Source organism: Paenibacillus sp. LBL (assembly GCF_029893715.1).
In the GTDB taxonomy this organism is placed as follows: Bacteria; Bacillota; Bacilli; order Paenibacillales; family Paenibacillaceae; genus Paenibacillus_AQ; species Paenibacillus_AQ glucanolyticus.
In genome coordinates, this window is record NZ_JARXYU010000009.1 from 89808 (window position 1) to 104412 (window position 14605).

At 51.5% G+C, this 14605-nt stretch carries 13 protein-coding genes; 8 read left to right on the forward strand and 5 right to left on the reverse strand.

The window, feature by feature from the left end:
- Nucleotides 1–9: 9 nt before the first annotated feature.
- Nucleotides 10–777: a glycerophosphodiester phosphodiesterase family protein gene (locus tag M2277_RS19180; RefSeq protein ID WP_036638677.1), complete on the forward strand. Its 768-nt coding sequence runs from the start codon at nt 10–12 to the stop codon at nt 775–777.
- Nucleotides 774–1997: a sn-glycerol-1-phosphate dehydrogenase gene (locus M2277_RS19185; protein WP_280755376.1), complete on the forward strand. Its 1224-nt coding sequence runs from the start codon at nt 774–776 to the stop codon at nt 1995–1997. Before M2277_RS19180 ends, M2277_RS19185 begins: the two co-directional genes overlap by 4 nt.
- A 92-nt stretch (nt 1998–2089) precedes the next feature.
- Here the strand turns inward: M2277_RS19185 and M2277_RS19190 are convergent, their stop codons facing one another.
- The gene (locus M2277_RS19190) at nt 2090–2500 is read right to left on the reverse strand and encodes a VOC family protein (RefSeq protein ID WP_036638681.1); all 411 of its coding nucleotides are present in this window, start codon (nt 2498–2500) and stop codon (nt 2090–2092) included.
- 67 nt (nt 2501–2567) lie between these two features.
- Nucleotides 2568–3320: an RNA polymerase sigma factor gene (locus M2277_RS19195; protein WP_036638683.1), complete on the reverse strand. Its 753-nt coding sequence runs from the start codon at nt 3318–3320 to the stop codon at nt 2568–2570.
- 207 nt (nt 3321–3527) lie between these two features.
- Here M2277_RS19195 and M2277_RS19200 point away from each other — a divergent pair, with 207 nt between their 5' ends.
- From M2277_RS19200 to M2277_RS19210, 3 genes are all read left to right on the forward strand, one after another.
- Nucleotides 3528–4748 (forward strand): ABC transporter substrate-binding protein, encoded by a 1221-nt coding sequence (locus tag M2277_RS19200; protein WP_280755377.1) that lies wholly within the window; start codon nt 3528–3530, stop codon nt 4746–4748.
- A gap of 167 nt (nt 4749–4915) precedes the next feature.
- Entirely contained in the window at nt 4916–5782 is an 867-nt protein-coding gene (locus M2277_RS19205) for a carbohydrate ABC transporter permease (protein WP_006208138.1), read from the forward strand.
- The gene (locus M2277_RS19210) at nt 5782–6600 is read left to right on the forward strand and encodes a carbohydrate ABC transporter permease (RefSeq protein WP_006208139.1); all 819 of its coding nucleotides are present in this window, start codon (nt 5782–5784) and stop codon (nt 6598–6600) included. Before M2277_RS19205 ends, M2277_RS19210 begins: the two co-directional genes overlap by 1 nt.
- 99 nt (nt 6601–6699) lie before the next feature.
- On the opposite strand, the gene M2277_RS19215 is transcribed toward M2277_RS19210, so the two are convergent.
- Nucleotides 6700–8163 carry a carboxylesterase/lipase family protein gene (locus M2277_RS19215; protein WP_063478544.1) on the reverse strand — a complete coding sequence of 488 codons (1464 nt, stop codon included), beginning with the start codon at nt 8161–8163 and terminating at the stop codon, nt 6700–6702.
- A 270-nt stretch (nt 8164–8433) separates the two neighbouring features.
- Between M2277_RS19215 and M2277_RS19220 the strand changes: the two genes are divergently transcribed.
- The 3 genes from M2277_RS19220 to M2277_RS19230 all read left to right on the forward strand — a co-directional run bounded on the left by M2277_RS19220 (nt 8434) and on the right by M2277_RS19230 (nt 11538).
- Nucleotides 8434–9432: a Gfo/Idh/MocA family protein gene (locus M2277_RS19220; RefSeq protein ID WP_280755378.1), complete on the forward strand. Its 999-nt coding sequence runs from the start codon at nt 8434–8436 to the stop codon at nt 9430–9432.
- Complete coding sequence (locus M2277_RS19225; protein ID WP_063478546.1) at nt 9429–10424, forward strand: Gfo/Idh/MocA family protein; 996 nt, start codon at nt 9429–9431, stop codon at nt 10422–10424. The genes M2277_RS19220 and M2277_RS19225 overlap by 4 nt, the downstream gene beginning before the upstream one ends.
- A gap of 211 nt (nt 10425–10635) precedes the next feature.
- The gene (locus M2277_RS19230) at nt 10636–11538 is read left to right on the forward strand and encodes a helix-turn-helix domain-containing protein (RefSeq protein WP_006208142.1); all 903 of its coding nucleotides are present in this window, start codon (nt 10636–10638) and stop codon (nt 11536–11538) included.
- Nucleotides 11539–12676: 1138 nt separating this feature from the next.
- Here M2277_RS19230 and M2277_RS19235 read toward each other — a convergent pair.
- Both M2277_RS19235 and M2277_RS19240 read right to left on the reverse strand, forming a co-directional pair.
- Nucleotides 12677–13519, reverse strand: coding sequence for an undecaprenyl-diphosphate phosphatase (locus M2277_RS19235; RefSeq protein ID WP_006208144.1), 843 nt, complete (start codon nt 13517–13519; stop codon nt 12677–12679).
- Nucleotides 13520–13981: 462 nt separating this feature from the next.
- Entirely contained in the window at nt 13982–14593 is a 612-nt protein-coding gene (locus M2277_RS19240) for a DedA family protein (protein WP_280755379.1), read from the reverse strand.
- Between the last annotated feature and the right edge of the window lie 12 nt (nt 14594–14605).

Sequence of the window (14605 nt, forward strand, 5' to 3'; positions counted from 1 at the left end):
GCAGGACATATGATCGAACGACTACAGGAACCATCCTGTATGATGGTGGCTGCACATCGCGGGTACAAAGCAGCTTATCCGGAAAATACGCTGCTGGCCTTTCGCAAGGCGCTTGAATTAGGTGTGGATATGCTGGAATTTGATCTCCGGCTATCACAGGACCATGAAGTGGTGGTCATCCATGATGCAACCGTTCAGCGTACGACGAGCGGTTCGGGCGCGGTTCGGGATTTTACCCTGGAGGAGCTGAAGTCTCTGGATGCGGGAGGCTGGTTCGCACATGAGTTTGAAGGGTTGAAAATTCCGACGCTTGGAGAGCTCTGCGATCTGCTCAAGGAATATCCTGAGGTATTGTGCAACATTGAGATTAAGCCAAGTCCCGACGCCATAGAGGCTGCTGATCGGGCCGTTGCCATACTGGGCCGATACGGATACCTGCCACGCTGTGTATTCACCTGCTTCGATGCAGAAGTTCTGACCTATATTCACGATACGTATGGTCTGAAGACGCAAGGGTTCCTCGGCGAGAAAATGTCCCATTTTGTCTCTGGCGAAGCAGGAACCTATACCAGGATGTGGGCGATCGGTGTGGAGATGTCGCTGCTTACACCAGCGCTTGTTGCCCGGTTCCAGGAACAGGGGCTGTTAGTCTGGAGCTATTGCCCGGACGAAGAGGAGGGTGTCAGGTACTCGCTGGAGTGTGGAGTTACCGGCATGACCTGCAACGACCCGCTCCCGGCCCTGGCGGTTACAGGCAAGAAGGACACCCTGATATGACCGATCTATTATCGAACATCCGAAGCTTGGCGGCAGGTTTGCCGGTCCATCAGCATGCAAATCTGGATGAAGTGGATTCTGTCCGGATTCAAGCCGGAGCCCTACGCGAGGTCGCCGGTTATCTAGAGACGAAGCAATGGACGGTGGTCGTGATCGTGGTTGATGGCAATACCTATGATGCGGCTGGCCAGTCGTTGGAGAGACTGCTCACGAAATCCGCTATTCAGGTCCAGGTTACCAAGCTTTCTTCGGATCAGAAGGGGGATGTCATCGCGGATGAACCCTCCCTGATCCAGGTCATACTGGATATCCAGCAGAGCAGGGCGAAGGCTGTGCTTGCAGTTGGCGGAGGGACGATCCACGATATTAGCCGGTACGCGGCTTATACCACTGGGATTCCATTCCTCTCGATACCAACGGCCGCGTCAGTGGATGGTTTCAATTCCAAGGGAGCTCCCATCATGATCCGGGGACAGAAGAAAACCATACCGGCTATTGGGCCAAGTGCGATTTTTGCCGACGTCGATATTCTCATGTCTGCTCCCACCGAGCTTACCGCAGCTGGCTTTGGCGATATGCTGGGCAAGTATACGTCCCTGTTCGACTGGAAGTTTGGAAGCCTGGTGGCAGAGGAGCCATATTTGCAGCTTTCGGCGGACATTACGAAATTCGCGCTCAGCCAATGTGTGAGTGGGGTGGAACAGATTGCCCGGCGGAGCGAGGAGGGGGTGCGCACCTTAATGGGCGCACTCATTGAATCCGGCCTGGCTATGCTGCTGTTCGGTCAATCCCATCCGGCTTCGGGTGCTGAACATCATCTGTCCCACTACTGGGAGATGGAGTTCATCCGGCTCGGGGAGAAGCAGCTGCTGCACGGGGCTAAGGTAGGCGCTGCCAGCATTGAAATCTCGAAGCTGTATCACCGCCTCGGTGAGCAGAAACTCGGGATCGTCCGTAATGTTGCCACAGACGTTGATTCTGTGGCTGAGCGCATCTCCCGTCATTGGGATGATATCAGCGAAGGGATTAAAGGGATCCCGGAACCGTCCGAGCTTGGCGATCTGATGTCAATGGTGGGCGGCCCAGCAGCCGTGTCGGAGCTCCCGATCCAGAGCGAGCTGCTGATGCGGAGCCTGCGTGAAGCCCACAAGGTTCGGTACAGCCGGTACACACTTCTTCGTGCATACAATGAACAGATGTTTTATTCGTGGATTAAGTAAGGCTGCGAACGTTGTTAAAGAAGTAAAAGGCTGTTCCTCATAGCAGATTAATCTGCTTTGAAGGAACAGCCTTTTTTGCTCATCTGGGAAATTTATTCCGCTTGTTCTTCGCCGGGTGAAGGCCAGCCGCCCCAGAGACTGACGGTATTTCCATCCGGATCGGTGAGGCTGAAGCTGTAGCCGCCATCCGGAATATATTTCATATCGCTGACGGCTACCTTTTTATTTTGCAGGTCCTGGTATACCTCGTGAATTTCATTCACCTGCAATTGAACGATGGATTGAAGATTGCCTTGTGAATCCGTAAATTCCAGCCGAGGAACATCTTCTGTCTGCACAAGACCGAACCCGGCATCGCCAATGCAGAGCCAGGCCGCAGGATCTCCCGGGGTAAAAGGGAAGGTCAGCGTAACGCCGAGCACATCCTGGTACCACTTTAGCGATCGCTCTACATTTTTTACAGGCCACTGAATTACAGCTATCCGGTGGGGGGTTGCTGCCATTGATTATACACTCCTTTTTTGATAGTTCTATCCTGAGGACTTCGCTATATATGCGATCTCAATTAAATTAAACGGAAGAAGAGGGTGCATAAGAAACGGGGTCCCAAAAAATTTCTGTTGTCATGGTAAGTAGATGACCGTCCGGATCACGGAAGGTAAAAAGAAGCCTCTCCCCGGCACGCTGCACCCGCTGCAGCTGAATACGCCGAGATTGCATGGACAGATAGGCGTTGGCAATGGCGTACGGATTGGCAGATTGAAAGCCGCGTATCAAGGATTCCATCCATTCCAAAGTGTCACGGCTCTCCTGATTCCGCTCGGATGGCAGGGCGTAACCATGAATTTCTCCGCTTGCCCGAATTCCCTTCAACCGTTTACGGGCCCGTTTCAATGCTTCTTTCACGGCTCCCTCGGTGCTTTGTATCAGTTGGGCAGCTTCCCTGGCCGTATACGAGAAAATGTCGATCAGAATGATCAATACCGTCTGATGTGCCGTGAGTTGGGCTGCGAGCAGCTCCAGCGTCTCCCTTACCAAGAAGCGGCTCTCATGATATTCCCGATCATTGCCGGCATCGGGCAGCAGAACGGGTTTCCCGGTGTGCTTACGGTAGGAATCGATCCACGTATTCCGCGCTATCCGATACAGATAGGCTTTGGTGATGGGCCGGTCAGGGGACTGCTCAAGGGCTTTGTGAATTTTTATTAAGGATTCTTGCTCGATGTCCTCTGCATCCCACTTGGACCCTGATGCAAGCTGCATGCAGTAACGCCGGAGGTCCGGGAGGTAAGAGGATATGGCTTCAGAGAATGGGGATGACAAATCGGGATCACTCCTATCAGGTTCCCTATACATTCCATAACCTGTAGGCCATTTCCTGCTGGGCAGACAAGGGGACAAGGCCTCCACGGCGATGGGTCTACGGGGCCACACGTGAGGGAGCGGACGTTTACCAACCAAGCAATAAGGGTAGTAAATAGATATGGGCATTGACCTAAATTACATCAGGATAGGAAGTGGGGGCAGACCATGAAGCTTGGTAAATATATCGCTGCATGTTTGTTGACTGTATTGGTGCTGACCGCTTGCGGAGCTAAAGAGGAATCCGGACGGGTACAGGTAGAGTTTTTTCAGAATAAACCTGAGGCGAAGGGCTCTTTTGATGCACTGATTGAGAAGTTTAATTCATCCCAATCCGAGATTAAGGTGGTACAGGTTAATCCACCGGATGCAGAGACGGTGCTTAAGACGAGAGTTGTCAAGAATGACATTCCTGACATTATCGGCATGGGTGCAACGGATACCTATTCATTGCTGGCACAGAGCGGCATCTTTATGAATTTGACAGATAACCCGCTGCTGAGTCAGGTGGATGAGACTTATGTTCAGATGCTGAAAGACGTAGCGGGCATGGACGAGGTTACGGGCATTCCATATTCCACGAACGCTAACGGCGTAATGTACAATACGGAAATTTTTAAAGAACTGGGACTTAGCGTTCCGAAGACATGGGATGAGTTATTGGCTACAGCACAGAAGGCCAAGGATGCTGGCAAAATCCCGTTCTATCTTACCTATAAAGACGATTGGCAGACGGTGCTTCCGTTCAATGCGCTGGCGTCCAACCTGGAAGGCATCGAATTTTATATGGAGCGGCGGGAAGGCACTGTAACCTTTGCCGACAAATACCAAGAGATTGCAGAGAAGCAGCTGGCGCTGATGGATTATGGTCATGGGGATAACATCGGCAAGAATTATGCAGATGGTAACCGGGAGTTCGCCAGAGGTGAATCCGCCATGTACATCCAAGGGACCTGGGCGATTCCGGAGATTCGGAAAGCCAATCCGGATGCACCGATCGGCTTCTTTCCGCTGCCGACCGGCAACAATCCGGAAGAGAACAAGCTGATTTCGGGAGTGGACACCCTGCTGGCTATATCCGAGGATTCGAAGCATAAAGAGGAGGCCCAGCAGTTCATTCAATTTCTGTTGGAGCCTGAAAATAGCAAGCAATATATAACGGAGCAAACACTGTTCTCCACCGTTGAGGGTGTAACGCAGGACGATCCTGCCGTTGCAGAGCTGCTGCCTTACCTGGAGCGGGGGCAAGTGATAGACTTTGCCGACCATTACATACCTGCCGCAGTGCAGCTGAACTCGGTTATCCAGTCCTTTTTACAGAACCGGGACATTGATGGGTATTTGAAGAAACTGGACACCGAATGGGACAAGGTAGCAGACAGGCGCTAACAGTTGCAGCACGAGAGAATGAAGTGCGGCAACATGAGAAGAAGGGCTCCATAATGAAGAGACGGAGGAACGTTGCCATGTTGCAGTACGATCATTCCCCGGTAAGCTTCTCAAGCGAGTTTTCTGTGACATACACGATATCCAAGATGCACTGAGGAGGACCCAACATGAACAAGCGGCTTATGCCTTACTATTTGATGACCGTGCCTGCGGTGATACTGTTCTTCGTATTTCTGACACTGCCGGCGCTGCAAGGGGTGTATTACTCCTTCACGAACTGGAACGGATTCGGGGACAACTTCGATTTCATCGGATTCAAGAATTATGCGAACCTGTTCAAGGACAGCAACGTGGGCAATGCGTACTGGTTCACATTTAAATTCGCGGTGGTAGTAACGATCCTCATCAATATCTTCAGCCTGCTGATTGCCATGGGGCTTAATGCCAAAATCAAGGCGAGGAATTTCTTCAGAGGCATCTACTTCCTGCCGAATATTCTGAGTGTGCTGATTGTAGGCTACATATTCAATTACCTGTTCTCGAATGTATTCACCATTTGGGGACAAAACCTGGGGATCGAGTGGCTGTCCACCAATATTCTGGGCAGCGAGCAGCATGCCTGGATTGGTATCGTAGTCGTAGCGGTATGGCAGGGTATTGCCTATAACACGATTCTGTATCTGGCCGGGCTGCAGACTATTCCCCATACGCTGTACGAGGCTTCCAATCTGGATGGAGCCAACCGCTGGCAGGAGTTTTGGAGGATTACGTTCCCGCTGATTGCACCGTTCTTTACGATTAACATGGTGCTTGCGATGAAGAATTCCCTGATGGTGTTTGACCAGATCGTTGCCCTCACCAACGGGGGGCCGGGACGGGCGACACAGTCCATCTCCCATCTGATCTACACCGGCGGCTTCGAGGGAGGGGAGTTTGCCTATCAATCGGCTAACTCCGTGATCTATTTCATTCTGATTGCCACGATCTCGATCGTGCAAATCCGATTCCTGCAGAGAAGGGAGGGGGAGATGTAATGCGGACCAAAACCAATTGGACGGTGATGATTCTCATCACACTGGGTACCATCCTCATCCTGTTCCCGCTGTACATGACAATCACTATTGCGCTCAAAACGCCGGAGGACATGCTTACCTCCCTGTTCGGTTTGCCGAAGGAGCTTCATTTCGAGAATTTTACCAATGCGATACGAATGACCAATTTCTTCAATGCGCTGGGCAATAGCGCGATGGTAACAACGGCAACGGTGGTGCTGACGCTATTGACCAATTCACTTGTGGCGTATGCCATCGCTCGCAATATGAATCGTAGATTCTTCAAGGGACTGTACTTCTATTTCATCAGCGCGATGTTCATTCCGTTCCCGATCATCATGCTGCCGCTGGTCAAATTGACGGCCGGGCTCCATATGACCAATCTGGTCGGGCTTACGATCCTGCATACCGTATATGCTTTGGCATTTAACGTATTTGTGTATGTGGGTTACATCAAATCCATTCCGGTTGCCTTGGAGGAAGCGGCCAGAGTGGACGGCACATCGACTTGGGGAACGTTCTGGAGAATCATATTCCCGATCATGGCACCGATCAATGCAACGGTAGGGATTCTGATCTGCCTCTCCACCTACAATGACTTCCTGCTGCCGCTGATCATCATCAGCGATACGAATTCCTACACGCTGCCGCTGGTGCAGTATATATTCCAAGGGCAGTTCAATACGGACTTCAATCTGGCCTTTGCTTCGTATCTGATGGCGATGCTGCCGATGATTATCATCTATCTGTTCGCGCAGAAGTGGATCATCAACGGCATTACGCAGGGTGCCGTAAAATAATGAGTGAAGAATAGACGAAGACAAATGAAAAGCTGTACTCTGCGCGATTCGAGATGCGCGGAGTACAGCTTTTTGCTGCGGCAAGATGTGTGATATATGCTATAAACCCATATTCATGCGCTTTACCGCATCCGGGTCCTCGATGATCGAGCAATCGGAGTTGAATATCATCGTTGAGCGCGACGCTGGCTCATAAGTCGGCCACGGCAGTCCCTCCGTATCCGGTGAGCCGCCCCGTGCGAAGGCAATCCATGCATCCTGCATCCGGTCGGACAAGGCCTGCGTTTGAGCATCCACCTGAACGCCGATATTCCGGAACAGCGCCAGCGTATTGAATACAAATGGAATTTCGAGTGCATGCATCGCTTTTCCGAGAATCGGGTGATTCGGCAGTGTCCAGTCGAATCGGTACATCCATACCGGTGCATGTCCGATCTGAGCTGAAGCGAACTGCAGGGCCGAACGCCAGAAATACAGGTCGGTCATAATCTGGGCATGTCCGTCAATGGTATAAGGGTAATCCTTGGTAAGGGGAGCCGCATCGGGGATCCCGGTCATCCGTTCAACGACGTGGACCAGATCTCTCTCCTTCACCAGGGGCATGTCCGGCCGGAAGAACAAAGCGCCTTCATCGAGATTCGTTCCGATCAGGATGGGTACATCCTTGGCCGAGCCTTCCTGAACAGCTTGCAGCGGATCCTGGGGGAGTGTGTCCGGGTCCAGGACGGGCTGGAAGAGCATGCTTACACCAGGACCCACCCGCTTCTTCAGCCGTTCCCCGGCTTCGAATATTTGCTCTCCGGTGAGGGATTCCAGCCGATGCATCTCTGCTCGCGGGATATCAAGCTCCTTCAATAAACCTGCCGTAATCATCTGTGCCTCTTCCGATGTGATAACTTGGGCAGCACCGCTTTCCATGATGGCCCGGTGGAACAGCCCCTTTGCCGCAGGCATGGCCAGCAGGGCGGCAATGCTCATGCTGCCGGCTGACTCGCCGAATACTGTAACCCGATCCGGGTCTCCACCGAAGCCGCCAATATTGTCCTGCACCCACTGCAAAGCTGCGATTTGGTCCAACAAGCCGGTGTTGGAGGCATAAGATTCACCGAACGGAGCCAGATGAAGAAATCCGAGAGGGCCCAGGCGGTAATTAATGGTAACCATAATAACGCTGCCGCGGAGAACGAAGGCCGAACCGTCATAGCTTGGCAAACTGCCAGAGCCGGTGACAAACGTGCCGCCATGAATCCATACCATGACTGGCAGCGGCTCAGCAGGAGCGTTCCGGGGTGCCCACACATTGAGGTAAAGGCAATCTTCCGACACGGTCTTGGTTACGCCTCCTCCAAGCATGCTTGATGTGGATTCCAACGGCTGGAGGCACATGGGGCTGAAGGCGGTGGTGTCTTTTATCCCGTCCCAAGGCTCGGGAGCTGCGGGGGCACGGAACCGAAGCGGTCCAATCGGGGGCTTCGCATACGGAATGCCTTTCCAAACACGCACTCCGTTTTCCAAAATGCCTTGAATACGCCCGTCTTTCGTCTGTACGACAAGTTCTGACATGTTCTCTCTACACCCTTTCTCTCTATTGTGCTGGATTGGAACGCATCCCAATTTCGAATTTGCAGCGCTAAGGGATGTTATTATTACTACTACTTACTATATACACTTTACCAAGTTAGCGGCATAAGTTCAAAAAAGCACGAATCCTGAAAAACAGGCAGGAATGTCATGTCACATGAAGAATGTAAACAGGGTGGAAAGTATTCGCGGTTCGTGGATACGGCATCACCTATTGATTCAGGTCATTATAGGCATACTGGAGGGATAAGCATGAACATAGCGATATTGGGCTGTGGAACGATGGGGACGGCCTATGCGCATAATTTGGCGAAAATGCCGGGCGTAACAGTAACGGGCGTGGTCGATCTGAACGCCGAACGGGCTGAGCAGGCTGCTGCCTTGACCGGGGCGAAGGCATACACGGATGTAGATTCGCTGTTGGAGCAAAAAGATTTGGAAACGGTTGCGGTGTGTCTGCCCACCTATCTCCATAAACCGTTTGTACTGAGGTTGGCGGAAAAAGGGCTGCACGTCATCTGTGAAAAACCGGCAGCTTTAACGCTGGAGGATGCACAGGAGATGAAGGCGGCCTGCGAAAAGCACGGAGTCCGTTTGTTTATCGGACATGTCGTCCGATTCTTTCCGAACTATCAGGATGCTTATCGGAAGGCCCACTCCGGTCATATCGGAACGCCGAAGATGGCTCACTTTAAGCGGTACGGGTCCTATCCGCAGGGCATGGATTTATGGTATAACGACCCTGGCAAAAGCGGCGGCGTTATCATGGATCTCATGATTCATGACATCGATTTCGCCTGCTGGCTGTTCGGGGAGGTGGAGTCGGTATATGCTACCATCGTTAAACGGGCCGAGCCCGAGATGGAATACGCCCAGCTGACGCTTCATTTTAAAAATAGCTCAATTGCGAGTTTAACCGGCTACTGGGGGTATCCCGGACCGTTTACGACACAGTTCGAGATTTCAGGAGATCAAGGAATCATCAGATTCGATAGCAATCAGGTGCAGTCCCTGGACATTAAACGGGTAAGCGCAGAGGCAGGGGATGGAGCAGCGGTACAGGTTCCCGCAAGTCCAAGCCTCCATGACCCTTATTATAAAGAGGTATTGCATTTCATCGAGTGTATCCGTGACGGCAGCGAGCCGCTCGTAAGCATCAAGGATGCTTGTTATGCTGTTCAAATCGCTCAAGCAGCGGAGCAATCGGCTCAGACCGGACAGCCCGTGACGATCGGAGGGACGGTTTCATGAAGAAAGTAAAAGTAGGATTTATCAGCTTCGCCCATATGCATGCAGCAAGTTATTTGTTGGGCATGCTGAAGCGGGATGATGTCGAGGTAGTCGGAATCGCGGATGAAGACGCGGAACGCGTGCGACCATACTCCGTGGATCGAGGGATTCGGTACTATGCGGATTATAACGAGCTGCTGGCAGAGGAACTGGATGCCGTCGTGATCTGTTCGGAAAATTCGCGTCATGCGGAAATCACCAAGCACGCTGCTGCAGCGGGCAAGCATGTCCTGTGCGAGAAGCCTTTAGGCTTGTCTGAATCGGAGATGCTGGAGATGATCCAAGTGTGCCAGGATAACGGTGTTCAGCTTATGACCGCTTTTCCTTGCCGTTACATTACGTCCGTACGTCAGGCCAAGGAAGCGATTGACGCCGGACAGATCGGCGATATTCTGGCCATGAAGGGGACCAACCGGGGCAGCATGCCCGGGGGCTGGTTTATTGAACGGGACAAATCGGGTGGCGGAGCCGTATTGGATCATACCGTCCATGTCATGGATCTGATGCACTGGTTTACCGGCAGCAAAGCAGAGGAAGTCTATGCCCATGCGGAGACCCTGTTCAATGACACGGAGATTGATGATGCAGGCATGGTGCACGTCAAATTCGCGAATGGCGTTGTAGCCGTGCTGGACCCGAGCTGGTCCCGTAACCGCACCTTCCCGACCTGGGGAGATGTGACACTTGAGATTATTGGCACCAAGGGTGTGCTGAACATCGATTCCTTCGCCCAGAAGAACGACGTTTACAGCGATGTGACAGGTAAGGCCGCATGGAGCTTCTGGGGCGACGATATGGACGAAGGTCTTGTGAACAGCTTTGTGGAAAGCATCCGCGACGGCAAACCGGTTGAAATAACCGGTGAGGACGGTTACTACTCTGCCCGTGTCGCCATTGCAGCGTACGAGTCCGCAAGCACCAAGCGCACCGTCCAGCTGAAGGCGCAGGGGTAATATGGTTTGTAGATAGGGCCGTGCCTTTGTTCACGGCGCAGTCTTTGGCGCTATAAGGAGTCATTCCATTATCAGGACCGGAGTGACTTGAATAAATCGTTAAATAAGCCCCTTCGAAACGTATATTCGAAGGGGTTTGTTATGTTGGCAAAAAAGATCAAAACCGCGCTGGTTCCTTTTGGTATCCTTATAAACAAAGGAGGGCTTAACCTTGAGTACCCAGCTAATCATCCAAAAGAGCATAGCGTACATGGAGCAGCATCTGGAGGAGCAGCTGACCCTCGCAGATATTGCATCTCATGCCGGTTTTTCTCCATATCACTTCCACCGTTTGTTTCGGAAGGAGGTCGGTATGAATATCGCGGATTACCTTAGAAAACGAAGGCTTTGTTATGCGGCGCAGCTTCTGCTGCACTCCGAGGCTGCGATCATCGACATATCCTTTCACTGCCATTTCGAGAGCCAGGAGTCTTTTACGAGAGCCTTCAAGAAATTGTACGGCATGCCCCCGGGACGTTATCGGAAAATCTTCGCGGCGCACGCTCACCATTCCATTTTTGAACAAGGAGATGATTCTATGCAGCAGCAACAGTCTCAGTCCGCATTAAAGGGCTGGTTCCTGAGCGGAAGCCATCCTCAGGATTATGAAATCGGCATCGACCGGACCACCGTCCATCAAGGAAGCACTTCGGGCTATCTTAAAGCTGTCACGCCCATGGACATGGGTGCTTTTGCGACCATGATGCAGCAGTTTAAAGCCGGGAAATTCGTCGGCAAACGGATGCGATTCTCCGGTTTTGTCAAAACCGAGAATGTCAAGGAATATTGCGGGCTGTGGATGCGTGTCGACAGCCATTCAGAGGATGTGCTTCAATTCGACAATATGAACGATCGGCGCATTGTTGGCAGCACGAACTGGAATCACTATGCGATCGTGCTGGACGTGCCAGAAGATAGTGCCACGATCTCGATCGGTGTGCTGCTGATGGGAGCAGGTCAGGTATGGGTGGACAGCTTCCGCTTTGAAGAGGTGGATCGGAGTGTACCAACGACCAACCTCGAGGTTCAATACGAGATGCTGGAGGAGCCCGCCAATTTATCGTTTGAAGAGTGAAGCGAGGCTGACCAGCGTGAATTCATGTTAGATCCTTGAGATCAGAAACAGAAGCCTTCCCGAAGGGGAAGGTTTGTTCTTATTGATGGATGATGGGGATGGGGGACAAGCGTAGCCGTTATTCGGAGTGTGCAATCATGATGATAGGAGTTGGCACACCGGGAGTGTACAGGCAGTTATGTAGCTATGCAAGGAGAGTAGTGCGGTAAACGGTACAGGAGCAGTGCGAGGAGCTGTACAGGGGATAATAATGCACGAGGCACAGTATGGGGGGGGCACAATATGGCCTTGTATGGGGAAACAGCCTGTTGTTATAGGTGGAGCTATAGACGTGTGGTTGGTATGATCGAGGTCCTGAAGCTGTGTGGGACCAACAACCATCCACGCATGCTCCGGACCACGAGCTTGTGTATGGGAACAATACACCCTAATAGGCAAAATTAAAATCGTGAATCGCTAGCGGACACAGAGTACCTTATTTGGTGGAAACTAGGCATTTTCGCAAAGGTTACGGACAAGAGATCCGCTATTCCCCGAAAACGAGCAGTTGTTGAGCATAATTTTGTATAATAACGGCTCTGGTGTCCGCTCATTTTAAAAATGAGTCGATTTTTCGAAAATAACGGATCTCTGGTCCGGAACAGCCTCCGTTGTTAGCCTTGCAATACTCCAGTCTCCATACCTTCGTCCACAGTAACGCATTAGGCACAGTAACACAGCAGGCACAGTATGCATTAGGCACAGTATGCATTAGGCACAGTACGCATTAGGAATCACGGTTATCAGTAATCAAGGTCAAGGTGTTCGAATAGAGGAACCCAATAACTCGTGGGAACCTGGCAGCTGAAATAACAAAAGGCAGGGCAAGATTTTTAGATCTTGACCTGCCTTTTTACTCTAAAAAGAGCGTAACTCACATGAATCAGCGAAGCGAACGAATCGATTCCGGAAAAACGGAGTGGTCACCTTTGCCCCGGATTTCTTCGTATGATGAGTCATATCAGCAATCCGGGGAACTACAGTAGTTGGAGCAACGGTATGTTTGCTAAGCGTCTCCACAGTCTAACGGGTTCATAGAGACTCAAACGCAGAGACTTACCAATCACCCACAAATCACCCACAGAGTTACCCAACTTACTTACAGATACAGCACCAACGCAATTACAGCAGCGAGCACGATCCGATAGATCGCAAACGGTACCAGCTTGATCCGGTTAATCAGCTTCAGGAAGAAGCGGATGGAGATCAGAGCGAATACGAAGGCCGCTACAAATCCGGCGATGAAGAACGGAAGGGCCTCCAGGGTGAAGTATTCCCAGTTCTTCAGCAGCGACAGGAAGCTGGCCCCGAACATAATCGGTACAGCCATGATGAAGGTAAAGTCCGCTGCCGCGCGGTGACTCATTCCGAGCATGACGCCCCCGGAGATGGTGGAGCCGGAGCGTGAGAAGCCCGGCCAGAGCGACAGACACTGGATCAGTCCGACGCTGAAGGCCTGCCTGTACGTAATTTGGTCGACGGACACAACCTTCGGTTCTTTTTTCGAGCTGACTTTGTCGGCAACGATCATGAAAATGGCCCCGATCACAAGTCCGATAAGCACTGTTTCGGTAGAGAATAAATGTTCATCGATGAAATCTTCGAACAATACGCCGAGGATACCCGCAGGAATCAATCCTACGATAACCTGGCTGAGTTTCAGTCTGCCTGTATCAGCCGGAGCGCCAGCTTCAGGCTTTTTGCGCTTAAGTCCCAAGAGGTCCAGGAAACGGTCTTTAAACACAACGATGACCGCCAGGATGGAGCCAAGCTGAATGACAACCTTGAATGTGTTAGCTACGTATTTCGTCAGAAACTCCTCGGATTTAAGCCACATGTCATCAACGATGATCATATGACCGGTTGAGGATACAGGAGCGAACTCGGTCAGTCCCTCGACGATTCCCAGAATAATTGCTTTGAGGATGGTTAAAAAATCCATGACCTACAGCCTCTCCCTTACATGATAATATAAAATGTTAAACCGTAATGATGTTAATGATGTATGGCATGAAATAACCTGAGCAATGGGTGATCGAATGTGCGACAAGTGCGTGCCCAGGCGTGGATCAAAACGACCGAATGTATGATTGAATGCGTAACCCATGAGTGTATCAAAACGACCGAGTGCGTGATCAAATGCGTGTGACCCATGCGTGAATCAATGCGATCGAACGCGAATGCCAACCGAACGCGTGACCCATGCGTGGAACAAAACGACCGAATGCATGATCAATTACGCGACCCATGCGTGCGAACTGCGCGCCAAACGCCTGACTAATATTTTGCCGAATAAGTGATCCATGCGACCAAATACGTAATCACCAACGCTTGATCAATTCGCACTCAAACACGAGCCCAATCGAATCTCATGGTCATTTCATGTCGTAATCCCAAGTTGACGTTATGCGGATTTTCTCCGCTTGCGGAAGAAAAAGAACAAAAACGCAATAACTGCCACAGCAATTACAGCATAAGCGATATTGGAGTAGACGTCCATGAAGGCCACGATATTCTCCCATGAATCGCCGACGGCGGCTCCAACGGACACCAGGATGATGTTCCAGATCAAGGTCCCGATGGTGGTGAAGAGCAGGAACATGCCGAACTTCATGTTGGACATGCCCGCCGGGATGGAGATCAAGCTCCGGATCAGCGGGATCATGCGGCAGAACAGCACCGTCCAGTAGCCGTATTTATCAAACCACGCATCCGCTTTGCGGATGTCTTCTTTTTTCACGCGGAGGATATGTCCCCAGCGATCCACAATCTTCTCAAGCCGCTCGACATCGAGCAGACGGCCAATGCCGTACAGAATAACCGCACCGACCACAGAGCCGATCGTAGCGGCAATAATGACGCCGGGCACCGTCAATTTCGTATAGGTTGTCATGAATCCGCCGAAGGTAAGAATGACCTCGGAGGGGATCGGAGGAAACACGTTTTCCAGAGCAATCATGAGCAGAATGCCGATGTAGCCGAATTGCTCCATAATATCCGTAATCCAGTTTTCCAAAAGTTACACCTC

Coding starts and splice junctions, on each gene's coding strand:
- M2277_RS19185 (WP_280755376.1), top strand. CDS start 774: ATGACCGATCTATTATCGAACATCCGAAGCTTGGCGGCAGGTTTGCCG.
- M2277_RS19210 (WP_006208139.1), top strand. CDS start 5,782: ATGCGGACCAAAACCAATTGGACGGTGATGATTCTCATCACACTGGGT.
- M2277_RS19235 (WP_006208144.1), bottom strand. CDS start 13,519: ATGGATTTTTTAACCATCCTCAAAGCAATTATTCTGGGAATCGTCGAG.
- M2277_RS19190 (WP_036638681.1), bottom strand. CDS start 2,500: ATGGCAGCAACCCCCCACCGGATAGCTGTAATTCAGTGGCCTGTAAAA.
- M2277_RS19225 (WP_063478546.1), top strand. CDS start 9,429: ATGAAGAAAGTAAAAGTAGGATTTATCAGCTTCGCCCATATGCATGCA.
- M2277_RS19220 (WP_280755378.1), top strand. CDS start 8,434: ATGAACATAGCGATATTGGGCTGTGGAACGATGGGGACGGCCTATGCG.
- M2277_RS19205 (WP_006208138.1), top strand. CDS start 4,916: ATGAACAAGCGGCTTATGCCTTACTATTTGATGACCGTGCCTGCGGTG.
- M2277_RS19200 (WP_280755377.1), top strand. CDS start 3,528: ATGAAGCTTGGTAAATATATCGCTGCATGTTTGTTGACTGTATTGGTG.
- M2277_RS19215 (WP_063478544.1), bottom strand. CDS start 8,163: ATGTCAGAACTTGTCGTACAGACGAAAGACGGGCGTATTCAAGGCATT.
- M2277_RS19180 (WP_036638677.1), top strand. CDS start 10: ATGATCGAACGACTACAGGAACCATCCTGTATGATGGTGGCTGCACAT.